Here is a 26,445-nt window from a genome sequence, read left to right as displayed (position 1 = left end):
CGATCTCTAGGCTTTCGAAATCCAATATGCGTCGGCAACTAGCCAAGCGTTCTCGAGGCCATTTGCTGGTCGTCCTCGATGGTATTGCGCGAGACCAGTGACCTTGCCTCGCGCAGCCTTTAGAGCGGCCATCAACGCCTTTTCTTCGTCACTGCGCCTAGCTCCGCTGCAGGGGTAAAACCCGCATGGCATAAGTGATCTTACAGGAAACGCACGGCCAGCCCTTTCCAGAAGCATCATGAAGCCTCGTTGGTCTTCACCTGTGAACGGCAGCGCCATCCGACCCTTGTCGGACAAATTTGAAAGCCACCGTTCCGGCACGTGCGTCACTCCGGCAAAGGCGGCCACGACATCGAGGTTTGGCAGATCGACTGCCTGCGTTGCATCACCGGATATCACTTCTACATGGGCATAATGAGCAAGATTGCTTTGCGCTCGCCGGGCCAGTTCTTCGTCGATCTCATATGCAATCACGCGGCCTTCAGAACCCGTCAGTTCAGCGAGGATGGCGGTGAAATAGCCGACACCAGCACCCACCTGAAGGACAGTCTGGCCGGCGGCGACGTTCAGATGGTCGAAAACCAATGCCCAAAGCGACGGCAAGCCGCTGTTTAATCCGCGCTTTTCGTCAAGCGAGACCAGAACGTCGTGGTAAATCTCGTGAAGTGCGGCTGAAGGGCTGGTATGGACCGCCCCGATTTGCAATCTCGAATGGATACGCCAAGGCCCGTTGCCAAGGTACTGTTCGCGCGGAACCTTTGCGAAGGCCTCGATGACTGCAGGGTTGTGCAAGACAGGCGATGAGACACGCAGGTCTTCGGCAAACCACCGGCGCGCTTCACTAACATCGGTTCTTGTTGGCATGGAATATATCGGCTCCCGGATTGTGCGTACTCTGTGATGCTCTCAGAAAACCGAACGGCGGCAAAGGGTCGCTGTCCTCACATCGCGGGGCGATGCCCGCTGTCAGTTTGCCTTCGACCGCTGCTTTGCCGAGCGCCCTGCCCTCTCCGCCCCTCGACCCGCCCGGCTGCTGGCGTTCGCAGTGTAAACCGAAAATGGCGCGTCGGTTCCAGGTGAGCGATTTCAAACTAACTTGTCGATGTTTTCCAGAATGAAGCACGACCGTTTTGGGTCAACGCAGCCACAGCTTGAAATGTCAGGGACGCACCTGCTGCGGGACCTCGGATGATCCAACCTACAATTGGCCATGCACGGCAATGGAATTTCGTTCCACGATCTGGGCTGCCAGGACACGATGCTCGAAGGGTAACGTGGCCTCCGCCAACCTCTTCAACAGAAGCTCCGCCGCCGCCGCCCCGATCAAATGCGCCGGCTGGGCGATGGCTGTGATACCCTGGGCCACGAACTGCATCCAATCGAGATCGTCGAAGCAAAGCAGCGAAACGTCTCCTGGAATCGCAAGCTTTAGTGCGGAAGTCGCCTCCAGAACGCCTGTCGACATCACACCATCGGCGGTAAATAGAGCGGACGGCATATTGCGCATTGTCAGCAGATCAAGCGCCTCCTTGCGAGCTGCCTCGCTAGAATAGACCGCTACGCGGCGGATCAACCGCAGATCCGGGTCGATACCTGCGGCACGATGGGCTTCGAGATAACCCAACAATCGTTGCCAGCTTGGATGATGGTAGCGAACATCGAAGCTGGAGAGATCAACGTTCGCCACAAAGGAGCCAACATCATCGCGGTGGCCCGGCCCGAGTTCCGCCAGTATTCCGATGCGGCTGTGTCCGGCGGCGATCATGGCCGCGATGCTGTTACGCGTTACAGAAACGTTGTCGACCACGACTGAATCGGTTTCCAGGCCCGCTACTATGCGGTCGAACTGCACGACGGGGCAGCGGGCCGCGACTGCTTCACGAAGATGATCCGGCTCGTCCACGAAGGTCGATGAGACGATCAACCCATCGACCTGCTTTTCCAGCAGCAACTGCACCGCCTCTCGCTCGAGGTCGGCATTTTCGTCACTATTCGTAACGATAACCCCGAAGCCGCCACGGCGCGCGACATCCCCTATTCCGCGCAGCACGCTGGCGTAGAATGGGCTTTCGATGTCGCCTACCACAACTCCGATAGTCTGCGTCTTACCGGTGATCAGGCCTTTGGCCAGGCGATTGGGGCGATAGCCCAGCGCAGCTGCCGCGGCGCGCACCTTCTCCCGAACCTCAGGACTGCTGTAGCCGTAGTCACCAAGGACACGCCCCGCGGTGGCGGAGCTCACCCCGGCCCGGCGAGCGACCTCTATGATAGTTGCGTTTTTCGACGATCCTTGAGTCACTCGGCAAACCCCGCCGCCCATGCGCACGCGTGACGGCGACCTAGCGGCAGTTAATCCCGCCCCGCAAGGCCGAACACCGCAACAGCCGCCGTTGCGCACACCATTGCAATCACAGCACCTCTGACAGAAAACGCCGAAGACGTGGACTCTGCGGATTGTCGAAAAGGTCCTCTGGTCGTCCTGCCTCGACAATCCGCCCCTCGTCCATGAATACGACCTGGTTCGCGACCTTGCGAGCGAAGTTCATCTCATGCGTAACGACCACCATCGTCATCCCGCCCCGTCCGAGGTCGGCCATCAAGTTCAGGACACCTTTGACCAATTCCGGATCGAGGGCACTGGTGACTTCGTCGAACAGCATGATTTCGGGTTCGAGGGCCAGGGCGCGCGCGATGGCTACCCGCTGCTGTTGCCCGCCGGAGAGATTGGCCGGCCGATGGTCTTTGCGCTCCAGCAGTCCGACTTCATGCAGCCTCGCCAAGGCCGCCCCCTCAGCCTCCTCGTGCGACATGCGTTTTACTTTGCGCAGCGCCAGGGTGATGTTGGCGAGGGCACTGCGGTCGGGAAACAGATTGAACTGCTGGAAAACCATGCCGACGCGCCGCCGGAGTTGGTCAGGGGTCTGTTTGTAGATGCTTTCGCCATCGAGCAGAATGTCACCGGCTCGACACTCTACGAGGCGGTTGAGGCAACGCAGCAAGGTCGACTTGCCCGAGCCGGACGGACCGACGAGGCAGGTGACGGTCCCGGGCTCGACCTTCAGACTGACGTCATGGAGCACCTGGACGGCGCCGTAGGCCATGTCGATGTTCTTGACCTCGATGCCGCCGCCCTTGAAGCGCGCGGGCGCCGCTGCGGGCAATTTCGCTGCGCCCGGCACGCCGGCTTCGGCAAGCTCGGCGACTTCCTTGAGGCCGCTCTGCACAGCGGTGATACGTTTGCCGACGCGCATGCGCGCGTCGATGTAATTGACGAGGTGGGTCAGCGGCACCGTGATCACGAGATAGAACACGCCGGCCAGCAACAGCGGCGACAGGTTGCCGGTCAGCACGGCCTGGTCCTGGCCAACGCGGAACAGTTCGCGTTCGGAGGCGAGCAGACCAAGGAAATAGACCAGGCTGGAGTCCTTGACGTTGCCAATAAACTGGTTGACCAGTGCAGGCAGGACGCGGCGGATGCCTTGCGGGATCACCACCAGGCGCATGCCTTGGCCATACGTCATACCGAGAGTGCGGGTGGCGTCGATCTGACCACGCTCGACGCTCTGGATGCCGGCGCGGAAAATCTCTCCGATATAGGCGCCGGCGATCAGGCTGAGCGCCAGAATGCCCAGCGGATAAGGCGATGGACCGAACAGATCTCGGCCCAACCGCGCGAAGCCTTGGCCAATGATCAGGATCGTGACAATAGCAGGAAGCCCGCGGAAGATATCGGTGTAGACCCGCGCAAGGAGTTTCAGCGGCCGGTTCTCTGAAATCCCCATGACTGCGAGGACGATACCGATCAGCGTCCCGAAAAACGTCGAGGCAAGGGCCAGGATCAAAGTGTTCTTGAGGCCGACCATCACCATGTTTGGCAGAACTTCTGCCATCGCCTGGAAATCAAGGAAGCTGCGGGCGAAGGTATCGAACCAGCTCATATCACGTCCATCTATAACTCGGCCGGGCACCGTTGCTCACGGGCCCGGCCGGAAACGAAAATGAATACGCGCGAATTTACTTCTTGGGCAGATATTGATCCGGCATCGGAGTGCCCGGGAACCACTTCTCATGCAGCCGTTTCCAGGTGCCATCGTCCATGGCCTCGCGCAGCGCCTTGTTGAGCGCCTCGCGGAAGGCATCGTTGCCTTTCTTGACCACGAACCCGGCTGGCGCATCGAAGGACGGCACATTCATTGTTATCTTCAGGTTCTTGTAGCGCTCCACATACTGCTTGGCCGACTCATAGTCAGTGAAATGGCCGTCGATCGTCCCGTTATTCAGCGCCGCCACCGCAGTGTTGTTGTCGGGGAATTTGACGATATCGCCCTTCAGATTCTTCTCGGCATAGATTTCCTGCAGCGTTCCCTGGATCACGCCGATGCGCTTTCCGGCGGTGCTCTCATTGCTCGTCAGTGCCGGATCCGCCGAAATGATCGACAGGTAGCCGGCGAGATAGCCGTCGCCAAAATCCACGGTCTTCTTGCGCTCCGCGGTCGTGCCGATAGCGGCGACAGCGACGTCGAAGCGGCCGTTGGCAACCGACGGCAGCAGCGCCGAGAATTCCTGGCCGGTGAAAACGACCTGTTCTTCCTTGAACCCGAGCCGGCGCGCCACATCGCGGAAGAGTTCAGCGTCGAAGCCAGTGAAGTTACCGTTGGCGTCGGTGAAGACATAGGGTTTCGCATCGCCCATGGTTCCGACGCTGATCACCGTCGGGTCGATGAGGTTGTAGGGGTTGTCGGCCGCGTTTGCCTGCGTTGACGAGGCCAACGTGCCAAGTCCTGTCAACAGCGCGATCGTCAGCGCCAGACCGGATTTCACAAGTTGGCGCCTGCTCGAATTCGTGTGCATGTCTTCTCCTCTTACGATTGGCCGAACTCGGCCCTGCGATCCCACTCGACGTCTCATCCATCAAAACGCTCTTAGGTGGCGTTTTGGTCAGATAGGTGAGAACGTTATCATTTGCTTTAGCATTGTCCATTTCTCGCGTCAATTGTTCGGAGAATTTCGCTGCTAGACGGTTTTCCAGTCTTGAGAGTGCCGAGCTCCGCGAAGGATCTCCGGCGTCATCTTTCCTAACTCGATTGCTGTCGCATGGCCGATCGCCCCGTAGTGCTGGCAGGTAGCGGCCGCCGCCTCCGCGGCCTGGCCGAGAATGTCTTGAGGCGCCTCTTCCTTAAGCAGGCCGAATAGCGTTCTGGCGATGAAGCTGTCGCCCGCGCCCAGGGTGTCGACTGGTTCGACCAGCCGCGCCTGGGTGCGGTAAGAGACGGTGTCGCTGTGAAGCACCGCGCCGGCTCGACCGCGAGTCACAAGAACCCACTTTGAACCACATCCAAGGAGTTCGGCTGCGATTGCGGCCAATTCGTTGTCGTCGAGACCGTCACCCGAGACGGAAGCCAGATAGCAATAGGGCCCAATCTCGCGTCGATGTCCCGGTTCCCGCCGCGTAGAAAAGTCGTAAGACAACAGTGACTTACTCGATACAGCGGCAACCCACGGGTCTAACCCGCTGGACTGGCCGATGTGGACGGCCTGAAAGCCCGAGAGAAAATCCAGATCTTCTTGCGTCGGCGTAAACAACGAAACGCCTAGATCGAAGTCCAGGAAAATCCGATCGGCGTTGCGGTGACCTATGAGGCAGTAAGCGGTCGGCCCCTTGAGGCGCCGTAATCGGGTGACGTCCACGCGCTCCGACGCCAGTGCAGTGCAGATAAGGTCCCCCGCCCGGTCTTTGCCGATCGCTCCGACATAGGCCGATCGCCCACCGAAGCGGCTGACATAGACCGAGACATTGAGGCAATTTCCGCCAGGATACATCTCGTCGCGAGCAAGATAACAATCGACCACGTTATCGCCTATCGCGGCAATCTTGACCATTGCAGGACTTTCAGTTTAAAGGATGTGATAACGTTCGCACAATGGCTGCCAGCTGTCAATTGTGCGCCGGCCCCTAGCTCTGCCAACGAGACGAGAAAGCTCATGATTTCCGCCCTGCCCGCCGACGTGGAACGCGCCCTGACCGCTACGGCGGGCAGGCAGTTTTCGCACCTATTCCTCGTGGCGTGCGGCGGCTCGCTCTCGATCATGATGGCAGGCAAGTACTTGGTCGACCGTCACAGCGGTACATTCGCCTGCGACATCTACAACGCGGATGAGTTCGTCTGCCGAGACCCGCGACGGTTGGGACCTGACGCGCTCGTTGTCCTTTGCTCGCAGACCGGCACCACCCAGGAAACTGTGCGAGCGGCCAATCATGCAAAGAATCGAGGCGCAACGACAATCGGCATGACGCTCGACCAGATATCGCCCCTCGCGCAGGCGGTCGACCACGCCGTCGCCTACCAGGCCTCCTACACGACGGGCAAAGCAATCGATTCAGCCTGCAGCAACTACGGCGTGCTCTATATGTTGCTCGCCGGCCTAATCGATGCTCGGGAGGACGCCGGGCTAACTGCCGATCTGCTGATGAGCCTGAGCCACCTTCAGCCGGCGATCGAGCGTGCACACCGGACCTATGCCGACCGGTTTCAGGCCTTCGCCCCCCGTTTCGCGCCGCGCAATGCGATCTACACACTGGCCAGCGGTGCCAGCTATGGTGCGGCCTATTCGTACGCGATCTGCGTGTTGATGGAGATGCAGTGGTACGACTCGCAGGCCATACACGCCAACGAGTTCTTTCACGGCCCATTTGAGGTGGTGGACCGGGATGCTTGCTTCGTGGTCTTGCTGGGTTTGGACGAGACGCGGAGCCTTTCCGAACGCGCCCGCGACTTCCTTTTCAAACATGGAGGCCGGGAAAACATCCTGGTGCTAGATGGAGCGGAACTCGACCTCAGCGGTATGTCCGATGACATCAAACCCTATCTCGTGCCCTTGGTCTTCTTCGACACTCTATGGCGTTTTGCCTATGAGCTGGCCGGCCTGCGTGGCCGGCCGATGCTCGATGGCCGGCGCTACATGAAGAAGCTAACGGACTACTAGTTCCGCCGCGCTCTGCAGCGATCCAACAACTCCCAGCCCGGCTTCTGCGTAAAAGGATTTCTCTATGACTGCATCTGCAAAACCGCGCCAAGTCGTCGTTGTCGGCGCAGGCATCTTCGGCACCTCTTCCGCGCTGCACCTCGCTCGTCTTGGCTTTGATGTAACCATTGTCAATGACGGCGCGCCGGCCAACGGTGCATCCGGCCGTTCACTTTCCTGGCTGAACTCAGCGCGACGTGCCGACACTGCCTATCACCGCTTGAGGCTTGCAGGCATCGACCGTTATCGGACCCTGGCGGCCACAAGGCCGGAAACCGCGTCGTGGCTTCGCTTTGACGGCGGCCTCACCTGGGATGCGGATGATGAGACGAACCAGATCGCGTCCGTCTGCCAGCTGGAGCAGGATATTGGTTATGACGCGCTTCTGCTCGGCCCTGCCGAAGTCGGTGCAGTGGTGCCCGGCGTCAACGCGAGCGCAATTACCCCTCAGGGTGCCATCTTCAATCCTGGCGAAGGATGGGTTGACCTGCCGTCTTTGATCAGTCTGCTGCTCAATGAGTTCCGCTCCCGCGGCGGCCAGTTTGTTCGGGACGCTGGACGCGTCCGGATAGATGCCACAGGTGGTCGCGCGCGTGGCGTCGTCACTGCCGACGGTGTGCCGGTAAAGGCGGATGCAGTGGTCCTTGCGGTTGGGCCAGCGACGCCTATCATGCTCGCAGAGATCGGAGTTCGTGTCCCCGACGCCACGCCAATTTCACTTCTCTTGAAGACCAAGCCGATCAAGACCGAGCTCCGTGCCGTGCTGAATACGCCCCGCGTGGCGGTTCGCCCGACGCCGGATGGCGCACTTGTTTTGGATTCGGCGTGGTCGGAGGAAGAAGTCGTGGTCAACTCTGACGGAACCTACACCGTGCACGACAAGACCGTCAAAGGACTGCTCGAGGAGGCTAGTGCGGTGCTCGAGGGCAATCCGCGGCTCCAACTCGCTACCTATGCAGTTGGCCCGAAGCCCATCCCCGGCGACGGCGAGCCAGTGCTTGGCTCCATCGAGACCGTTGCCGAACTTCACGTCGCCTTCAGCCACAGCGGCGCCACGCTTGGATTGATCGTCGGCGAATTGCTTGCCAAAGAAATCGCCTCCGGCAATCCGCATCCCATGCTTGCAACCTTCCGCGCCAACCGTTTCAGCTGACAGGGCATCGCGGCCGAGGTCGAACTGTCCAGATGGGCCGCGGGCCTGGGGAATCCTGGCAAGAATCGCTAAACAGCGAATTTCTGCTTCTTGCAGCTTCAACGTTGGACCGAGGGTGGTCAAGGCCAAGAAGCTGAGGTGCCCGGAGGAGCATCTCCAACCCGAATCCGAGCGTGAACTCGGCCGCGCCAGCCATCGAGATGAACACGTCCTGCGGCATGCCGAAGGTCAGAAACGGCTTATCTTCGACCAGCGGGTAGAACCACTCCGGATAGGCTCGATGTCGCGAGGTCCTAGAGGTTGTAAGGTGGGACACGAACGTGCGGCGCGTCTGTCTGGCGCCAGTCTCGAAAGTATTGGCGACTACACCGCCAGCGCCCCTGAGCACCGATGTCTTGCAATGGATCACCCAGCAAACATTCGTCGCCAAGAAACAACAGCGTCGCTTCGTAAGCCGACGCATTGTACCAGTCGCAGGCAGCCGCGCAACGGTTCAAGCCCGACCTTGACTGGAAGCTGGAGAACGAACCATCCAAGAGGGGCGGCATGTTGAGACACTCGTGGCCTTGGACGAACGGTAGCGCATTGCGCCTGAGCGCACCGGCCTGATGGTGCTGCGCGGCTATGCCTATCTCAACCTGCGCGGTTCGGCGATGCAGAACAGACAAAAAGAGCCTGGCGGTCTACCTTGTGGGAATCAGGTGCAGTGCAGACCTCCCGCCCTTCACGGCCGCGACTGACAGCTTGCGGTCAAAGCTCGCAAGTTGGCCGCCACGCGCCTTGGCNCTCCCGCCCTTCACGGCCGCGACTGACAGCTTGCGGTCAAAGCTCGCAAGTTGGCCGCCACGCGCCTTGGCGAGCGCAAGAAGATAGGTATCGGTGACCTGTGCCGAGGTCAGGATTTTCGCTGCATCGATGTCGCCCGAGCCAACCAGGCTCACATCGTCGGGCCAGAAGCTGTGCCCGTGCAGAGCCCGCAACTTGGCAACGATTTGCGCAACGACGGCGGGCGAGCCGGGAGAATTGGGATATCTTTGGTTGCCGACGATGCGCAGGACGCCGTTTTCGGTGATGGGACACGTAGCCCATGCGGCGTTGCCGGCCTGTTCGAACCAGTCATGCGCGTCGTCATGGGCGACGTGGCCAGGATCGATCAGTGCGATCAGCACATTGACATCGAGCAGGAACGTCAAGGCAGTTCGTCTCGCAGGGCATTGACCGTCTCAAGCGTGACAGGAGGTGCATCCGGCCGAGGCGACAGTAGAGGAATCCCGTTGCGCTCGCCGCCGGCTTGAGGCCGGCGCAGCGAGCGCCGGGCGAGATCGGTGATGACCTCGCCGAGGCTGCGATCCTGCTGCCGGGCGATGGCCTTGGCCGCAACCAGGACGTCGTCATCGATCGCCAGTGTGGTTCTCATGTCGCCCTCCTGGTGCGCATCAATCATCACGCATCATATAGAGCAGCAACGTCGGGTACTCAAGCGGTGCGACTTCCGACAGCGGTGCGACTTCGTAGCGTCGTAAGCAGATGAGTTGTCCGGATTAGGTAGCACACGAGTTGTCCGATCACTCGTAAGCGAGTTTGGTTTCCCTCACCCTTTGACTACCGACAAAGTTGCGCAGGGCCGAGGGGACCGTTATGGCCGCGCTATCTAAGGGACGTGCCTTCCGGAAGCTTATCAGCTCGGGAGACTATCGGCAGAAGCTACGGAGGCTGCAGCAAGGACCGACGCACCCTTTTGGATGCGTCGGAGCAAAGGTCTACGCGTGGCGGATCTCCGTTCCCAGCACCTTCAGGCATTCGCGGATGAACGCTGCAAGCGCCGTCCAGCCCTTTGCCGAAACCATCGTGCCATCCACATATGCCTCCGTTGGAGACAGATCGATGTAGATGCCGCCCGCAAGCGTCACTTCGGGCTCGCAAGCCGCCAGTGCGCCGACCTTCTTGCCACGCACGACGCCGTCCACCGCAATCAGGATCTGCACGCCGTGGCAGATCGTGAAGATCGGCTTCTTGGTTTCGTGGAAGTGGCGCACCATCGCCTGTACGCGCTTGTCGGTGCGGATGTATTCGGGGCCACGGCCGCCGGCGCAGTACACAGCGTGGTATTGCTCCAACTGCTTCTCAGCGTCGGAAAAGGTCTTGTTGATCAGCGCATAGTGGCCGAGCTTTTCGGTGTAGGTCTGATCGCCCTCGAAATCGTGCAGCGATGTTTTGATCAGGTCTCCGGCGCTTTTGTCTGGGCACACGACGTGAACGGTGTGGCCCACCGCTTCCATCGCCTGCTGGTAGACGAAGATTTCGTATTCCTCGGTGAATTCACCAGTCAGCATCAGGATCTTTTTGCCTGGCATGGTCGTTCCTTTCCTGTGACAACGGCCGGGCGAGACCTGTACTCGCCTGGTAGGTTTGAGTTTCTAGAAGGGTGAATCGGGGAAGTAGTCTTCGTTGGCACTGACCGGCGTGATGACCGTCAACGGCGGGTACGGGGACATCGGGACAGTCTCAGTCGAACGCCAGCAACAAACGGTCGCGGGAATGCTCGATATGGCGACGCATCGCCTGCTCGGCAGCGGCAGGATCGGCCGCAGCGAAAGCGGCCAGGATGGCCTCATGCTCGTCAAGCGCCTCTTCGGTGACGCGCGAGTGGAACATCAGGCGAAATATGTGGAAGTGGGTATGCTGGTGCGCCAGCGTCTCGCGCACGAGTTCGTTATTGGCGAATTCCATGACCTTGTCATGGAAAATGGCATCCTGGCGGGCAAAGTTGGAATACCGCAGCCGCTCGTCCTTGCCCTCACGGCGCGCCATGACGCCGGCCGATTTCTGAAGCTGTGCGAGCTTTGTCTCGTCCATGAGCACCGCTGCCTTGGCTGCACCATGAGGCTCGAGCAGCAGGCGAAGCTCGTAGAGTTCATCGAACCGTCGTTTCGTGATCTGCGGCGCAGCGCGGTAGCCGATCAGATGCGTCTTCAGCACCAGGCCTTCGCCTTCGAGCCGGCCGAGCGCCTCGCGGATCGGCGTGTGGGATACGTTGAATTCCTTGACCAGGCTGTCGACGGTGATGCGCGAGCCCGGCGCAATCTTCAGGGACATGAGTTGCGCAAAGATCGCTTCGTAGACGTCCTCAACCAAGCTGCTGGAGCGCTGGATACGTCCGCCGGCGGGGTTCGCTTCGTCTACACTGGGTAAGTTCATGGGCTGCATTTTTTGCCTCTTGACACATCAAGTTGCTAACACGATGCTCCGGCCAATGCAATCCTATATCCTATACGATTTTATAGAGGATATTATTTGAGGCCATTTCAAGACAAAGCGATGGCGCTTGCGGTGGTCCTGCTGGAACAGCGTGCCGCCCTGGCAGCCCGTGCTTCCTCACCGGCTGAACGGACCGCCAGCGTTGCGGGCGATGGTTCGGCACGTCGATACGCAACCGCGCTGCGAGACGGGTTTTACATCGAACCCGGCCTTTGGGCCGAGTTGAACGCCATCTCGCATTCCAATCCAGTCATCATCACAGGATGCAGGTCATGAGCCTTTTCGCTGCCCTAAGGCTGCCGCGCGAAATCCTCTTCGGGAAGGGCCAACGCCACGTCATTCCGGTTGTCGCGGCGAGGCTCGGGCGTCGCGCACTCGTCTGCACCGATGAACGTTTTGCCGCAACGGGCCCGTTCGCAGAGATTGTCACGGGGCTGCGAGCCGCCTCGATAGACGTACTGGTGCATGATCGTGTGCTGCCCGACGTTCCTCGGGACACCGTTGCCGTCTGCGTCGAGGAAGCACGGAAGTTCGCGCCCAACGTGGTGATCGGCATTGGCGGCGGCAGTTGTCTCGACATGGCGAAATGCGCCGCGTTGCTCATCACTCACGGCGGTCAGCTCCAGGATTACTACGGCGAGTTCAAGGTGCCCGGCCCGACGCTGCCGCTGATCGCGGTGCCGACGACAGCCGGCACGGGCTCTGAAGTGACCCCGGTCGCCGTAATCTCCGATCCGGATCGCACGCTGAAGGTCGGCATCTCCAGCCCGTATCTGATCGCGGCCGCGGCCATCTGCGATCCTGAACTGACGATGACATGCCCGCCGGCATTAACCGCGATCGCAGGCGCCGATGCGCTGACGCATGCAATCGAGGCCTTCACCGCCGCCAGGCGCGGAACCGATCCCGGCCTTCCGCAGAACCATGTCTTTATCGGCAAAACCGCCTTGACCGATCACTTCGCCCTGCTGGCGATCAAGCTGCTTGGCCGAAGCCTTGAAACGGCATACCGCCGGCCCTCCGACGAGGACGCCCGGGCCGACGTCATGATGGGTGCACTTGCAGCCGGCTGCGCGTTCGGAACGGCCGGCACAGCGGCAGCGCACGCCGTGCAATATCCGGTTGGCGCGATAACCCACACCGCTCACGGATTGGGTGTCGCCACCATGCTGCCATTCGTCATGAAGTACAACAGAACAGCCGCAGTGACCGAGATGGCCGAGATCGCCAACGCGCTCTGCCTCGATGCAAAAGGCCGGACGCCCGAAGAGTTGGCCGACGCGACCATTGGCGAGGTCAGTCGGCTGTTTGGGGCAATCGGGATCACCCCCACGTTGGCCGAGCTGGGGCTGCCTGCCGACAAGCTCGATTGGACGGCGGAACAGGCGATCGGTATCGAGCGTCTCATCAAGAACAATCCGCGGCCATTCGATTTGAGGTCCATGCGACGTCTGGTCCAGGCCGCCTTTGATGGCGACCTCGCCAGCTGCGTCATGTAAACAATCGGGAATATCGAGATGAACACGTTTTCACAGGTTCTGTCGGATGATCAGGGCGTCAGCGACTTCCACACAATCTCGCACCGGCTGTATATTGGCGGCCAATGGCGGCAGTCCGCGGATGGCAGGGTAATTCCGGTCATTGATCCGTCGACGGAAGCCATCATCGCGGCCGTACCCGATGCGACCTTGGAGGACGCGGCCGCCGCCGTTGACGCCGCTGCCAAAGCAGCCCATGGCTGGCGGACAACGTCGCCGCGAAAGCGTTCCGAGATCCTCAGACGCTGCTTTGAGCTGATGACGGAACGATCGGAGGCACTGGCTACTCTCATCGCACTGGAAAACGGCAAGGCCCTGCGGGATGCCCGCGGCGAGATCGCTTATGCCGCGGAATTTTTCCGTTGGAATGCCGAGGAGGCCGTTCGCATTACCGGTGAATTCGGTACTGCGCCTTCCGGCACCAATCGCATTGTGGTCGACTACGAACCGATCGGCATATGCATCCTGATCACGCCCTGGAATTTTCCTGCCGCGATGGCGACGCGCAAGATCGCGCCGGCACTTGCCGCTGGATGCACGGTGATCCTGAAACCGGCCAGTGAGACCCCGCTTACCGCCTACGCGCTGGCCGCGCTCTACCAGGACGCAGGCGTTCCACCGGGGGTGGTTAACGTCCTGACAACCTCCAGTCCCGGCCCTTTGACAGCCGCCATGCTGGCCGATCCGCGGGTGCGCAAACTCTCCTTCACCGGTTCGACGAGTGTGGGCCGCGCTCTGCTGGCAGAGGCTGCCAGGCATGTGGTCTCGTGTTCCATGGAACTCGGCGGCAACGCACCGTTCATTGTGTTCGACGACGCCGATCTCGAAGCGGCGATCGATGGCGCAATGGTGGCCAAGATGCGCAACGCCGGCGAGGCCTGCACGGCCGCAAACCGCCTCTACGTCCAATCTGGCATCTACGAAGCCTTCTGCGAGGGCCTCGAGAAGCGGATGTCGTCGCTCAAGGTCGGCGCCGGCACCGACCCGGACACGGAATGCGGGCCTATGATCACGAAAAAGGCGATCGAGAAGATAGACCGCCTTGTCGTCGACGCGGTCACACGCGGCGCGCGGGTCTTGTGCGGCGGCTCAGTCCTGTCCGGACGTGGTTTCTTCTACCCTCCGACAGTGCTTCGCGACGTGCCGGGCGACGCAAAGATGGCGCATGAGGAGATATTCGGGCCGGTGGCGCCGATCTCCAGCTTCGAAACGGAGGCCGAGGTCATCGCGCGCGCCAATGACACCGAATATGGGCTTGCTGCCTACATCTACACGCGCGATCTGACGCGCGGCATGCGGGTGGCCTCCCGGATCGAGGCCGGGATGATTGCTCTCAACCGCGGGCTGATGTCCGATCCAGGAGCCCCCTTCGGCGGCGTCAAGCAGAGCGGGCTCGGCCGCGAGGGAGGGCAGCATCACGGCATTGCGGAATTCATGGAGGCGAAATACCTCGCCATCAGCATGTGAGCAGAAGAATGCAAGGCGATCCCTTTCGCATCCGCGACCACGTCGCGGATTTTGACGAAATCGTGCAGGACTTCGTTGATCGCAGCGAGGTCGCCCGCGCCACCATTGCGATGGCGGCAGACGTGGCCTACGGACCGGATCCGACCGAGACCATGGACCTGTTCTTTCCCGCGGGCAAAAGAACGGCGCTTCCGGTGCACATCTTTGTCCATGGCGGCTACTGGAGAATGTTCTCCAAGCGCGACTATTCATATATGGCGACGACGATTACCCAGGCCGGGGCCATTGCCGTCATCCTTGATTATGCTCTGATGCCCAAGGTCCGAATGGCGAGGATCGTCGACCAGGTGCGCCGGGCCAAGCAGTGGGTCCTGGCCAACATCGCCGATCATGGCGGAACCCCGGCGGCCCTGACCGTCAGTGGTCATTCGGCTGGAGCCCATCTTGCAACGTTCCTGTTCGATGGGGCGCACACCCCCTCGAATGTAAGGGCAGCCCTTCTGTTGAGCGGGCTCTACGATTTGAAGCCGCTCCAGGATTCCTTTCTCGCCAACGAGATTGGAATAACCGACGAGGAAGTCGCCATGTTCACGCCGCTCGCCTGTCGGCATGATCCTCAAACCAAGGCGGCGGTTCTGGTCGGAGCCAATGAGACGCCACCCTTCCATCAGCAAGCCGATCGATTCAAAGCAAGCTTGCTGCGGCAGGGATCGTTGGTAACGTCGCATGTGCTCCCGAACCGCAACCACATGGACAGTGTCAGAGATCTTGGCGTGCCGGGGACTGAGGCTGCCGATTGCCTGGCAAAACTGATCGCCAAGGCCTGCTGACTAACTCGGGTTCTCCAGGCGATTTGTTTTGCGCCACTCCTCGTACTCCCCGCGGGCATCGTCATGCAGCGGATAGTAACGCTGCAACGGGCCGCCCTCCATGAGCTTCACTCGTGAGAACTCCTCCCAATCATGATGCTTTTGTGATTCTTCGATCACCTTCGGGGCCATCACGACGGGAAGCACCACCACCCCGTCGTCGTCGGCGACAATGATATCGCCGGGGATCACCGTGACACCGCCGCAGGCAATCGGAACGTTGACGGCATTGGGATAGATGCTGGTTTGCACATGATAGTTTGGCGTCCAGCCGCGCAGCCATAGGGGCAGGTCGAGCTTTTCGACATTGGGCCGGTCGCGCATGCACCCGTCGATGACGATACCCGCCCCGCCCCTGCCCTTGAAATACGTCGACATCATATCGCCGAAGACGCCCGAGCTCATATCGCCGCGCGCGTCGACCACGACCACATCGCCCTCCTGCGCGTGATAGAGCACGTGCCGGTGCAGTTGCGTCTCCGGATCAGCATATTCTCCCTCGGTGAAGAGGTCCGGCCGCTGCGGCAGGAACTGCAGCGTCAACGCCTGCCCGACGATCGACTTCCCGTGGTTTTGCGCCACCGGACCGACCATATGCGGATTGCGGAAGCCCATGTGGCCAAGCGTGCCGGCAACCGTCGCGGCGCCGATCTCCCTTAGCGCGTCGATCAGGTCTTTAGGCGGCCGCGTGATATCGGAAGTATGCGTCATTGTGGACTCCGGATGAATGGAACTACCAGTTCGTAACAGAACCATCGCGGCGCTTAAGGTGAGGCGCTTCCCAGAAACGCAAACTCTGCGCCTGGACCGCAACTTCGTTGACCTCGACGCCGAGTCCCGGCAGATCGCCGACCGGGTAATCGGTCCCGTCGAGCCGTGGTTGCACGGGGAAGAAGTCGGAATTGTCGAAGCCCAGCTTTGTTTCGGGTGCCCTGGTCTCGAGCCACGCGAAGTTGGGTACCGCGGCAGCGAGATGCACGGTCGCGGCCGTGCACACTGGACCAAGGGGATTGTGCGGCATCAGGTCCACATAATGCGCCTCGCTCCAGCCAGCGATTTTCATCGCCTCGGTGAGCCCGCCGACATTGCAAATATCGATCCGGTTGAACTGATGGATGCCGCGCTCGATATAGGGCAGGAACTGCCACTTGCTGGCAAATTCCTCGCCGATGGCAAAGGGGATTTCGGTCATCGTGCGCAGCGATTCATAGGCCTCCGGCGTCTCGGCCCGTATCGGCTCCTCGAGGAAATCAAGCACGCCGCGACCGAGCTTGTTGCAGAAGCTCGCCGCCTCTGCCACCGACAGCCGATGATGATAGTCGAGGCCGAGGACCACGTCGCTGCCCAGCGCCTCGCGCGCCTTGTTCAGCATACCCGCGGTAGCGCCGATGGACTCGCGCGGCTCGAAGATGTCCTTGCTGTTTTGCCCGAAGGGGAAGAAGCGGATCGCCTGCCACCCCTGCGCGCGAAGTTCGCGGGCCCGTTCGATGGCAACGTCGCCCTCGGCCTCGTCGCCGGTCGAGGCAAAGGTGGGAATGCGGTCGCGCTGCTTGCCGCCCAGCAGCTCGTAGACCGGCACGCCCAGCGCCTTGCCCTTGATGTCGTGAAGGGCGATGTCGATGGCGGAAATCGCCGCCTGAAGGACTCGCCCGCCTTCGAAGTACTGGCTGCGGTAAATCTCCTGCCAGATCCGCCCGATCTGCATCGGGTCGCGGCCGATGAGAAACTCGCGATAGTGCTCGACCGCGCCGGCCACGGCCCTCTCGCGACCGCTCAAGCCGCTCTCGCCCCAGCCGAAGATGCCCTGGTCGGTCTCGACCTTGACGAGCATCTGGTTGCGCGTTCCTACCCAAACCGGATAGGGCTTGATCGCGGTGATCTTAAGCTTCTCAGTCATCCACGCCCACGTTCCACACGCATCGGCCCTATCTCAGTTGGCCTTGAGGGCCATTTCAGTTTCGCCATCGAACAGATGCATCCGCTCCTGGTCGAACTCGAGCCAGATCTGCTCGTCGGGCGCGACGGCAATGTTCGGCGGCACGCTGACGTTGACGATAGCGCCGGACAGGAACGCCTGAACGAAGGTGACGTCTCCGGTCGGCTCCACCGTATAGGCCTTGGCCGGGACGCTGCCTGGCACCGCACTCTTGTGGAGCTTGATCGTCGAGTGACGTGCGCCGAGCACGACTTTCCGGGTCGTCGCTTTCGCCACCTTCTGGGCATTGCGCGGTGAGAGCTCAAGGCGCCAGCCCTCGGCGCCGGTCAACACCGTGTTGCCGTTTGCCGTCGAGGCCTGCAGCGGAATAAGGCTCATCGCCGGGCTGCCGATGAAGCTGGCCACGAACATGTTCACCGGATGGGCAAAGACCTGCGCCGGTGAATCGTATTGCTGCAGGTAGCCGCCATTCATCACCGCCATCTTGTCGGCCATGGTCACGGCTTCGAGCTGGTCGTGCGTCACATAGATGATCGTCGCCTTGAGGTCCTGGTGGAAACGCTTGATCTCCGACCGCATCTGCACGCGCAGTTTGGCATCGAGGTTGGACAGTGGCTCGTCCATGAGGAACACTGCGGGGTCGCGAACGAGGGCACGGCCAAGAGCCACACGCTGCTGCTGCCCGCCCGAAAGTTCGCGCGGCTTGCGCTCGAGCAGGTGCGTCATGTCGAGCACTCGCGCCGCTTCCTTGACCTTCTTGTCGATCTCGTCCCTGGGGAGTTTGCGCATCTGAAGCGGGAACGCCAGGTTCTTGTAGACCGATTTCTGCGGGTAGAGCGCGTAGTTCTGGAACACCATTGCGATGTCCCGGTCCTTGGGGTCGAGGTCGTTGACCACGCGCTCGCCGATGATGATGTCGCCCGATGTGATCGGGGTCAGCCCAGCGACGAGATTGAGCGTGGTTGTCTTGCCGCAGCCTGAAGGGCCGACGAGCGCAACGAACTCGCCGTCATTGACCGTCAACGAGACGTGGTTGACAGCTTTGAAGCCGCCATAGCTCTTGACGAGATCTTGGAGGACCACGTGGGCCATCGGCAACTCCCTAGTGCTTGACCGCGCCTTCTGTAAGGGCGCGTACGAAGTATCGTTGCAGGACCAGGAACAGCACCACGACGGGCACGCTCATCATGAAGCTGGCCGCCATCAGGCCCGGAAAATCCGTCGTATTTTCCGAGAAGAAGCGTTGGATGCCGACCGGCAGGGTCAACTGCTCGTTCTTGGAGAGGAAGGTGTAGGCGTAGATGTACTCGTTCCACGCGCCGATGAAGGAATAGATTGCGGTGGCGATGATCCCCGGCGTCGAGAGCGGCATCACGATCATGATGAAGGCCTGGAACCGTGTTGCGCCATCGATGCGCGCCGCCTGCTCAAGCTGCACCGGGATATTGTCGTAAAAGCCCTTGAGCAGCCAGATCGCCAGCGGCAGGCCAAAGGTGAGATAGGTGAGTATCAGTGAGCCATGCGTGTTTATCAGACCGATCGCGCGCATCAGGATGAAGAGTGGCACGAGAAAGATCACCGCCGGGAACATATTGCGCAGCAGCACGGCAAAGAACAGGAAATTCCGGCCGGGGAAACTGAAGCGCGAAAACGCGTAGGCCGCTGGGACAGCCACGATCACTGAAAGGATTGTCGTGACGGTCGACACGAAAAGGCTGTTCCAGAAGAAGCGGAGGAAGTCCTGGCCGACGCTGTTCTGCGGATCGAGCAGTTTCTGATAGCTGGCGAGGGTAGGTTCGTCCGGCCACCATTGCGGCGGGAATTGCGTCGCCGCGAATCCGGACTTGATCGAGGTGATCAGCATCCAGATCATCGGCAACGCGGTATAAAGCAGCATGAACACGAGGAATATGCGCCCGGCCCACCGCCATCCGTCGACGCGCATGCGGCGACGGGTCTGGGCTCGAGGGGCTGTCTCGGCAATCGTGCTCATGCGCTCCCCTCTTTCCGCTCGTTGCCGCTTAACGCACGGACGTAGAAGTAGCCCAGCGTCATCAGCGTGAGGAACAGGAGCACCGAATAAGCCGATGCCACGCCCCAGCGCTGCCGTCCGAAGGCGAGCTCATAAATGTGGGTTATCCAGATATGCGATGCGTTCGACGGCCCGCCGCCGGTCATGATCCAGGGGATGATGAAGGAATTGAAGTTGGCCACCGCGAGCAGCAGCATCGTCACCACCGAGACGTTGCGCAAGTGCGGGAAGGTGACGTGCCAAAAGCGCTGCCACGCATTGGCACCGTCGACTTTTGCGGCGCGCAGCAATTGGTCGGGGACTGTCTGCAGGCCGGCCATCATCATGATCATGGCAAACGGAAACTCGCGCCAGATATTGACGACGATCAGGGAGGGCAGCACCGTGCTGACATTGTCGATGAAATTCGGCGGCTGGTCGGCCAATCCGCGGCCGACCAGCACCGCGCCGATGACCCCGAAGTCCGAATGGTAGATCCACTTCCAGATATAGGAGGCGGCGACGGCGCTGATGACCCAAGGGATGATCAGGATAGCGCGCAAGACACCACGGCCGATGAAGTCGCGGTGGAGCGCCAGCGCCGTTGCAAACCCCAGGACAAAGGAGATGAAAGTGGACCCCAGCGTCCAGATCAGTGTGTTCCAGGTGACCTTCCAGAACACCTGACTGGTGAGGATGGTCGTGTAGTTGTCGAAGCCGATGAAGGTCTTGTCGCGGAGTTGCAGGCCAGGCGGTGTCTTAAAGAACGACAGCTCGACTGTGTAGTAGATCGGATAGGCGATGACGATGAGCATCACGGCGATCGCTGGGAGCACGTACGCGTAGTCGGCGCGATGCTCCCAGATCTTCCGCAGCGCGCCGGACCAACCGGGTTGCAATCTTCGGCGAGCCTCGGCCTTGCCGGTCACGATCGTCACTTGTGGCGTGCCCTTTTTCTTCGGAACGAGGCGGCTGCGCCAGCGGCGCAGCCGTCAGTCGTAGGTCCGGCCTGGACTAGAGTCCGCCCATCAGGTCTTTTACCTTCTTGGCCGCGTCGTCCGCTGCCTCGTCGACGGTCATCGCTCCGGTCAGGGCATTCTGCAGCATGTCCGGGATGATGATGTTCATGATCTCGGGGGCCTGCGGCAGAGCTGGGAACGGGATGCCGTATGGCAGCATCGAGGTGGTGACGTCGAGGAACTTGATGTTGTCCAGACGTTCCTTCATCCACTTGGTCTTGAAGCCGTTGAGGTTGCCCGGGTTTGATCCCGCGTAGGCCATCTTCAGCGACCATTCAGGGCTCGTCCACATGCAGATGATAGCTTTCGCAGCCGGCTCGTCTACCTTGCCGCCCTCGACGTATTCGGGTTTCAGGATGTGAATGTTCGAGCCGCCGAACACGACGGCGCGCTTGCCGTCGGGACCAGTCGGGATCAGGCCGTAGCGCATGTTGTCGATGACCGTCTGCGCCTTGTCCTTGTCGGTGCCCGTCGCCTTTTTCTGCAGGTCGAGCATGACGTTGTAATCGGACGGGTGCGAGATCATCATGCCGAGCTGGCCGGCGACGAACAGGGGCTGATTATCGGCCTGCTGGTTGGTGAGCGCCGAAACCGGAACCGACTTGTCGCGAACATACATGTCGTAGGAGGCTTGCAGCGCCGCCTTGCTCTGTGGACTATCGAGCTGGACCTGCTCATAGGTCGGATTCGCGGTGGCTTCGTCGAAGACGCCGCCGCCATAGGCCCACAGCTGTGGCATGAAACGGTACGGCGTATTGCCGGCATTCTTGCGCGCCACGAGGCCGTAGCCGGCAATGCCGAGCTTGTCGTGGATCTGCTTGGAATATTTGACGACATCTTCCCAGGTTGCCGGAGCCTTGTCCGGATCGAGGCCCGCACGCTTGAAGATGTCGGCGTTCCAGATGAACGCCATCGTCTCGTTGTTGGTCGGAATGCCGTAGGTCACGCCCTCCCAGGTCACGGCCTTCATGGCGCCGGGCCAGAAATCCTCGGTCGAATACCCCACGTCCTCTGGCTTGAGCGGCTGCAGATAGCCCTTTGAGGCGAACTCGGTACCACCCAGGATTTGCAGGCGGACCGCCATAGGCGCGGCATTGCCCAGGAGCGCGGTGCGGAACTTGTCGAGAAGATCGTTATAGGTGAGGGCTTGTTCCTCGAGCTGGATGTTCGGATATGTTTTGCGGAAGGTCTCGAAGAATTCCTTGTAGTACTGGCGCAGGAGGTCCGGGTCGCCTTCGAACACGCCCTGATACCAGAAAGTCAGTCGCCCCTTGTAGTCGAGCGGTGTGACCTTGGCGCAATCGGCCGCCGTGTCAAAATCCTGTGTGCCCGCAATCGAGCGCACATATTCCGGCGACCACTTGCTCAGGTCGACCGGCGGTGCACCCAGCGCCGATGTAGACGTCAGGGATGCCATCAAAGCAGTGGCGACAGTGCCGCGCAGGACGGCACTGCCGAGCGCAATTCTCGTCATAGGTATCCTCCCTGGTTCTCCCATGCCGCCCTAAAGCGGTCCTTGCTCGTTTCGATCGCGAGGATGCCTCTTTCAACTCAGTGTATCCTCTCGATCGCTTGGTACGTTTTCAGATCATGGATTGCCTGTCAACGCGCCAGATCGTACATTGTTTGCGAAAGCCGTGTGTGATATCGGGCAAAGTATGTATTAAATTGGGGAGCCGGCCTTGGCCGAAATAAGCGATTTCAAAGCGATGCCACCGGTGGGGACCGATCCCATCGGGGCCTCCAGCGAGGGCGCCTCGCTTTATGAATTGATCAGGGAAGATATCATCGAGGGACGGCTCGCCGCCAACGAACGGCTTGTCGTCACCGATCTCGCCCGGCGTCACGGCACTTCGACCAATCCTGTGCGCGAGGCCCTGCAGTTGTTGCGCGGCGAAGGGTTTGTCACCTTTGTCGCCAACCGTGGGGCGCGCGTGCGACCCATTGATCAAGATTTTGTCCGAGATATCTACGAGATCGGTGTTCTGATCGAGCCAGCCCTGACACGATGGTTTGTGAATATGGCTACCGGCGAGGACATCGCCGAACTCGAACGTCTCCAAGGCCTGATCGAAGAGAACAATTTCGCCGACACATTCAGGCATAGTGAGCTGGATACCGCTTTCCACACCGTGATGTACCAGCGGCACTACAACCGCCACGCAGCCGAGCTTTGGTGGAAGCATCGCGAAGTGCTGCGAGCCGTGAGCCGTCGTTTCAATTTCACGCTGGCGCGACGTGCCGCGATCATGCGCGAGCACCGCGAACTCATCGCGCTTGTGAAGGCGGGAGAGGCCGACAAGGCGGCCGAACTCGTTTCCCGCCATGTCGAGGGTTCGGGCCGGCATATTCTCGAACAGATGCGAGCGCGCAACGCCGCTCGGGCCGGATAAAATGTCCAGTCCAGAACATCGTTAGCTGACCATTTTCAGGCAAAGGTAGTTGAGATGAAAATCACGAGCATTCGGCCGTGGCTGATCAAGTCCGATGCTTCTTACTGGGGAGAGTTCCTGTTCGTCGAAGTGACGACCGACGAGGGAGTGAGTGGCTGGGGAGAGATCACCACCACGACAAGGCTCGCCAACCGCGCTCTCTGCACGATCCTGCGGCAGATCGGCGTCGCCGTGACAGGCGAGGATCCGGCGCGTATCGAGCATCTCTGGCACAAGATCTTCCGCAGCTTCACCTACATGGGAAGCCGCGGCGCCGCCGTCGAATGCGTGAGCGCCATCGATATTGCCCTCTGGGACATCCGGGGCAAAGTCCTCGGCAAGCCGATTTACGAGCTGCTTGGCGGGCCGGTACGCGATGAAATCGCGCTCTACACCCATCCCAACCAGGCCAAATTCACCAGCAAGGAGGCTGTGGTCCGCGAAATTCTAGACATTGTCGAGTCCGGACACACTGCGCTCAAGTTCGATCCCTACCCCCACCAGGGCCGCAGCGCCGATGGCCTGCCCCGCGAACAGCGAGACGGCTACCTCGATGGCAGCATGACCCGCAAGGACGAGCGCGAAGCCGCCGAACTCACGGCTCTGATCCGCGAAACGGCAGGACCCGATGTCGACATTCTCATCGATGCGCACGGCCGCTTCGACGTCCCCACCGCCATTCGCCTCTGTCGGAGCCTCGAGGAGGCCGGCCAGATCGACTGGTTTGAGGAGCCCTGCCCGCCCGAGAGCCTTAACGCCCTCAAGCAGGTACGTGAGAAGGTCAATACCGCCATCTCGTGGGGCGAGCGCGGCCACACGAAGTGGGATTTCGTGCCGGTACTCGAGAACAGGCTCGCTGATTACATCATGCCCGACGTTACCTGGACCGGCGGCATTACCGAACTCAAGAAGATTGCTGCGCTATGCGAAGCCTACTACGTGCCGGTCTCGCCACATGACGCCGCGGGACCGATCAACGTGGTTGCGGGAGCGCAGGTGATGATGACCGTTCCCAACTTCTACAAACTTGAAACATCGGAGTGGAACCTGGGCAAATACGATCACCTGATCGACAGACCACTCGACATTTCGAACGGCAGCCTCAAGCTGACGTCGAAGCCTGGTCTCGGTATTGAGATGGACCGCGACTACCTGCAGGCCCACGAGATTGAGCTGGGCTAGCAACACGCTGTGCCGGCCCAGGGTGCGGGACGACAAGCCGAAAACGAGGATAAGTCATGGCAAAGACAGGTGGCGCCGACGAAGCGCTCAATCGGGTAAACGCGAACTCCAAGCCATCCCAGCTTCGCATCACCGACATGCGGGTAGCCGAAATCGTCGGCGCGCCGTTCACCTCAACCCTGCTCAAGATTTACACCAACCAGGGCATCGTCGGGCTTGGCGAGGTGCGCGACGCCGCCAGTGCCACCTACGCGCTGATGCTGAAGAGCCGGCTGCTTGGCGAGAACCCTTGCGACATCGACCGCCTGTTTCGCCGGATCAAGCAGTTCGGTGGCCACGGCCGGCAAGGCGGCGGCGTCTCGGCGGTCGAGATCGCGTTGTGGGATCTCGCCGGCAAGGCCTATGGCGTTCCCATCTACCAGATGCTCGGCGGCCGGTTTCGGGAGAAGGTGCGCATCTATTGCGACACCGACGCTACCGTGCCGAGCGGCACCGAGACCGGCAAGCGCCTCAAGCAGCGCATGGCGCTCGGCTTCACCTTCCTCAAGATGGATCTGGGGCTGATGCAGATCGCGGATGTACGCGGTGCGGTCGTCTCCCCTGCCGGTTCACTTGAAGGGTACCGCATCCATCCCGGCCGCGGACCGGTCAAGACCATGGAGGAGCGGCGCGCCCGCAATGCCGCTTACGATTTGCATAACGTCCCCCATCCGTTTACCGGCCTCCACTTTTCCGACAAGGGCCTCGACCTGCTTGAACAGTACATTGCCGAGGTTCGCGATGTTATCGGCATGGATATTCCGCTCGCCATTGACCATGTCGGCCACATCTCGCTGCAGAACGGCATTCGGCTCGCCAGGCGGATTGAAAAATACGTGCCGGCCTGGCTCGAGGATGTGATCCCATGGCAGTACACCGAGCAGTTCCGGCAACTGCAGGCCGCCACTACGGTGCCGATCTGCACCGGCGAGGACATCTACCTTAAGGAAGGCTTCGAGCCTCTGCTCAAGAGCGGCGGCCTCTCCATTATCCACCCGGACCTGCTCACCAGCGGGGGCATCCTCGAGACCAAGAAGATCGGCGACATGGCCCAGGACCACGGCGTCGCAATGGCCATCCATATGGCCGAAAGTCCAATCGCCGCAATGGCCGCGGCACATGTCGCGACCGCGACCGAAAACTTCATGGCGCTCGAATACCACTCTGCCGATGTCGACTGGTGGGACGATATCGTCACCGGCGTTCCCAAGCCGCTCGTGAAGGACGGCTTTATCACTGTTCCGGACAAACCTGGCCTGGGGATTGACGACGTCGTCGACGAGGTGATCTCGCAGCATCTGCAGCCGGGTGTCACCGGCATCTGGCAGCCCACGGATCACTGGGACAACGAGTATTCCTGGGACCGCACCTGGAGCTGAGGCGAAAAGAACCGAAGATGAAGATCACCGATCTCCGCTGCGCCGTCATCGGCAAACATCCCATCGTCCGCATCGTTACCGACGAGGGCCTCTATGGCCTTGGCGAAGTCGAGTTCACCAAGACCTATCTCAAGCCTTGGGTGCTGCATTTTCGCGATGCGCTGATCGGCGAGGACCCTACCGACGTCGAGCGGGTGATGCTGAAGATCCGCCAACGCGGCTCTTTCAAGCCCTATGGCGCGGCGGTAAGCGCTATCGAGCATGCGCTGTGGGACATAGCCGGCAAGGCCGCAGGCGTGCCGGCCTACAAACTGCTCGGCGGCAAGGTGCGCGACAAGGTGCGCGTCTATAACGGCTCGATCCGGCAGAAGCGAACGGGGGACCGGCCGGAGGATTACGCCGCCGACGTGAAATGGATGATAGAGCAGCCGCAGAATTTCTTCATGATCAAGCAAGGGATCTCGTTCCACTCCAACATGAAGGACACCATCGAGGACTTCCATTACGGCGTGAAGCAGAATAAGGCTGGCTACCACGGTGCCATGGATCAGGGCGTCATCAGCGAGCGCGGTTTCAACCACATGCTCGATTGCGTGATCGCGATGAAGGAAGTGCTGGGCGACAAGGTGAGCCTGGCGCTCGACTGCGGCCCGGGCTGGATGCTGCCCGATGCGATCAAGTTCGCTCGCGCGGTCGAGAAGTACAATTTGATGTNCCGGCGAGCAGATATACCTGCGGCACAATTTCAAGGAGCTGATCGAAACGCAGGCGGTGCGCGTCATCGGCCCGGATCCGGCCGATATTGGCGGCATTGCCGAGCTCAAATGGGTCGCCGAGCACGCCTATATGCACTCGATCCTGATGGCACCGCACGGCACCGCGAACGGCCTTCTAGGCCTCGGCGCGCTGATCAATGTCTGCGCCACGCTGCCCGCCAACTACATTGCGTTCGAATACCCGAGCGCCTCCGACCCCTGGTGGGAGGACCTCGTAATCGGCCTGCCGTCGCAGATCGTGAAGGACAGCATGGTGGACTTGCTGGAAGCGCCGGGGCTGGGCCTCGACATCGACGCCGAAGCAACCAGGAAGTATCTCCGGGAAGAGGATGCAGGCTTCTTCGACTGAACCATCCTTCTTGC

23 protein-coding genes and 1 pseudogene are annotated in these 26,445 nt (G+C 60.7%); 9 read left to right on the top strand and 15 right to left on the bottom strand.

All coding sequences use genetic code 11. From position 1 onward, the window contains the following. Nucleotides 1-6 precede the first annotated feature (6 nt). The 5 genes from X773_RS75125 to X773_RS66340 form a co-directional block, all read right to left on the bottom strand. Complete coding sequence (locus tag X773_RS75125) at nucleotides 7-864, bottom strand: rRNA adenine N-6-methyltransferase family protein (protein WP_084641562.1); 858 nt, start codon at nucleotides 862-864, stop codon at nucleotides 7-9. A 334-nt stretch (nucleotides 865-1,198) separates the two neighbouring features. Continuing rightward, nucleotides 1,199-2,320: a LacI family DNA-binding transcriptional regulator gene (locus X773_RS66355; RefSeq protein ID WP_156937428.1), complete on the bottom strand. Its 1,122-nt coding sequence runs from the start codon at nucleotides 2,318-2,320 to the stop codon at nucleotides 1,199-1,201. Nucleotides 2,321-2,408: 88 nt separating this feature from the next. Continuing rightward, the gene (locus X773_RS79140; protein ID WP_023679272.1) at nucleotides 2,409-3,938 is read right to left on the bottom strand and encodes an amino acid ABC transporter permease/ATP-binding protein; all 1,530 of its coding nucleotides are present in this window, start codon (nucleotides 3,936-3,938) and stop codon (nucleotides 2,409-2,411) included. Nucleotides 3,939-4,014: 76 nt separating this feature from the next. Next, nucleotides 4,015-4,851 (bottom strand): ABC transporter substrate-binding protein, encoded by an 837-nt coding sequence (locus X773_RS66345; protein WP_023679271.1) that lies wholly within the window; start codon nucleotides 4,849-4,851, stop codon nucleotides 4,015-4,017. A gap of 162 nt (nucleotides 4,852-5,013) precedes the next feature. Next, a complete protein-coding gene (locus tag X773_RS66340; RefSeq protein WP_023679270.1) occupies nucleotides 5,014-5,880 on the bottom strand; it encodes a PfkB family carbohydrate kinase in 867 nt (288 codons plus the stop codon). A 102-nt stretch (nucleotides 5,881-5,982) separates the two neighbouring features. On the opposite strand from X773_RS66340, the gene X773_RS66335 reads away from it, so the two are divergent. After that, nucleotides 5,983-6,984: an SIS domain-containing protein gene (locus X773_RS66335; RefSeq protein ID WP_023679269.1), complete on the top strand. Its 1,002-nt coding sequence runs from the start codon at nucleotides 5,983-5,985 to the stop codon at nucleotides 6,982-6,984. Between the two features lie 64 nt (nucleotides 6,985-7,048). Next, nucleotides 7,049-8,176, top strand: a complete 1,128-nt coding sequence (locus tag X773_RS66330; protein ID WP_023679268.1) for an FAD-binding oxidoreductase — start codon at nucleotides 7,049-7,051, stop codon at nucleotides 8,174-8,176. Nucleotides 8,177-8,859: 683 nt separating this feature from the next. On the opposite strand, the gene X773_RS66325 is transcribed toward X773_RS66330, so the two are convergent. From X773_RS66325 to X773_RS66310, 4 genes are all read right to left on the bottom strand, one after another. Further along, complete coding sequence (locus tag X773_RS66325; RefSeq protein WP_023679267.1) at nucleotides 8,860-9,369, bottom strand: TA system VapC family ribonuclease toxin; 510 nt, start codon at nucleotides 9,367-9,369, stop codon at nucleotides 8,860-8,862. Further along, nucleotides 9,366-9,593: a hypothetical protein gene (locus tag X773_RS66320; protein ID WP_023679266.1), complete on the bottom strand. Its 228-nt coding sequence runs from the start codon at nucleotides 9,591-9,593 to the stop codon at nucleotides 9,366-9,368. The genes X773_RS66325 and X773_RS66320 overlap by 4 nt, the downstream gene beginning before the upstream one ends. Before the next feature lie 343 nt (nucleotides 9,594-9,936). Continuing rightward, nucleotides 9,937-10,530 carry a DJ-1/PfpI family protein gene (locus tag X773_RS66315; protein ID WP_023679265.1) on the bottom strand — a complete coding sequence of 198 codons (594 nt, stop codon included), beginning with the start codon at nucleotides 10,528-10,530 and terminating at the stop codon, nucleotides 9,937-9,939. 151 nt (nucleotides 10,531-10,681) lie between these two features. After that, a complete protein-coding gene (locus X773_RS66310; RefSeq protein ID WP_023679264.1) occupies nucleotides 10,682-11,383 on the bottom strand; it encodes a GntR family transcriptional regulator in 702 nt (233 codons plus the stop codon). A gap of 323 nt (nucleotides 11,384-11,706) precedes the next feature. Here X773_RS66310 and X773_RS66300 point away from each other — a divergent pair, with 323 nt between their 5' ends. The 3 genes from X773_RS66300 to X773_RS66290 are packed head-to-tail and all read left to right on the top strand — an operon-like array spanning nucleotide 11,707 to nucleotide 15,269. Beyond that, the gene (locus X773_RS66300; protein WP_023679262.1) at nucleotides 11,707-12,933 is read left to right on the top strand and encodes an iron-containing alcohol dehydrogenase; all 1,227 of its coding nucleotides are present in this window, start codon (nucleotides 11,707-11,709) and stop codon (nucleotides 12,931-12,933) included. Between the two features lie 18 nt (nucleotides 12,934-12,951). Then, nucleotides 12,952-14,439 carry an NAD-dependent succinate-semialdehyde dehydrogenase gene (locus tag X773_RS66295; RefSeq protein ID WP_023679261.1) on the top strand — a complete coding sequence of 496 codons (1,488 nt, stop codon included), beginning with the start codon at nucleotides 12,952-12,954 and terminating at the stop codon, nucleotides 14,437-14,439. An 8-nt stretch (nucleotides 14,440-14,447) separates the two neighbouring features. Then, nucleotides 14,448-15,269, top strand: coding sequence for an alpha/beta hydrolase (locus X773_RS66290; protein WP_023679260.1), 822 nt, complete (start codon nucleotides 14,448-14,450; stop codon nucleotides 15,267-15,269). Here the strand turns inward: X773_RS66290 and X773_RS66285 are convergent, their stop codons facing one another. From X773_RS66285 to X773_RS66260, 6 genes are all read right to left on the bottom strand, one after another. Next, a complete protein-coding gene (locus X773_RS66285; protein ID WP_023679259.1) occupies nucleotides 15,270-16,019 on the bottom strand; it encodes a ribonuclease activity regulator RraA in 750 nt (249 codons plus the stop codon). A gap of 22 nt (nucleotides 16,020-16,041) precedes the next feature. After that, nucleotides 16,042-17,205, bottom strand: a complete 1,164-nt coding sequence (locus tag X773_RS66280; RefSeq protein WP_023679258.1) for a mandelate racemase/muconate lactonizing enzyme family protein — start codon at nucleotides 17,203-17,205, stop codon at nucleotides 16,042-16,044. A 33-nt stretch (nucleotides 17,206-17,238) separates the two neighbouring features. After that, nucleotides 17,239-18,336 carry an ABC transporter ATP-binding protein gene (locus X773_RS66275; RefSeq protein ID WP_023679257.1) on the bottom strand — a complete coding sequence of 366 codons (1,098 nt, stop codon included), beginning with the start codon at nucleotides 18,334-18,336 and terminating at the stop codon, nucleotides 17,239-17,241. Between the two features lie 10 nt (nucleotides 18,337-18,346). Further along, nucleotides 18,347-19,237, bottom strand: a complete 891-nt coding sequence (locus tag X773_RS66270; RefSeq protein ID WP_023679256.1) for a carbohydrate ABC transporter permease — start codon at nucleotides 19,235-19,237, stop codon at nucleotides 18,347-18,349. Then, nucleotides 19,234-20,193 (bottom strand): sugar ABC transporter permease, encoded by a 960-nt coding sequence (locus X773_RS66265; RefSeq protein ID WP_023679255.1) that lies wholly within the window; start codon nucleotides 20,191-20,193, stop codon nucleotides 19,234-19,236. The genes X773_RS66270 and X773_RS66265 overlap by 4 nt, the downstream gene beginning before the upstream one ends. Nucleotides 20,194-20,269: 76 nt before the next feature. Further along, complete coding sequence (locus X773_RS66260; RefSeq protein WP_023679254.1) at nucleotides 20,270-21,748, bottom strand: sugar ABC transporter substrate-binding protein; 1,479 nt, start codon at nucleotides 21,746-21,748, stop codon at nucleotides 20,270-20,272. A gap of 208 nt (nucleotides 21,749-21,956) precedes the next feature. Here X773_RS66260 and X773_RS66255 point away from each other — a divergent pair, with 208 nt between their 5' ends. The 4 genes and pseudogenes from X773_RS66255 (at nucleotide 21,957) to X773_RS66240 (ending at nucleotide 26,431) form a co-directional block, all read left to right on the top strand. After that, a complete protein-coding gene (locus X773_RS66255; RefSeq protein WP_023679253.1) occupies nucleotides 21,957-22,667 on the top strand; it encodes a GntR family transcriptional regulator in 711 nt (236 codons plus the stop codon). 54 nt (nucleotides 22,668-22,721) lie between these two features. Next, nucleotides 22,722-23,888, top strand: coding sequence for a mandelate racemase/muconate lactonizing enzyme family protein (locus X773_RS66250; protein ID WP_023679252.1), 1,167 nt, complete (start codon nucleotides 22,722-22,724; stop codon nucleotides 23,886-23,888). A gap of 56 nt (nucleotides 23,889-23,944) precedes the next feature. Further along, a complete protein-coding gene (locus X773_RS66245) occupies nucleotides 23,945-25,306 on the top strand; it encodes a mandelate racemase/muconate lactonizing enzyme family protein (RefSeq protein WP_023679251.1) in 1,362 nt (453 codons plus the stop codon). A gap of 17 nt (nucleotides 25,307-25,323) precedes the next feature. Then, nucleotides 25,324-26,431: pseudogene (locus X773_RS66240) on the top strand (mandelate racemase/muconate lactonizing enzyme family protein). Nucleotides 26,432-26,445 lie beyond the last annotated feature (14 nt).

The sequence above is a fragment of the Mesorhizobium sp. LSJC280B00 genome (assembly GCF_000502835.1).
In the GTDB taxonomy this organism is placed as follows: domain Bacteria; phylum Pseudomonadota; class Alphaproteobacteria; order Rhizobiales; family Rhizobiaceae; genus Mesorhizobium.
This window is presented reverse-complemented; position numbering and strand designations above follow the sequence as displayed.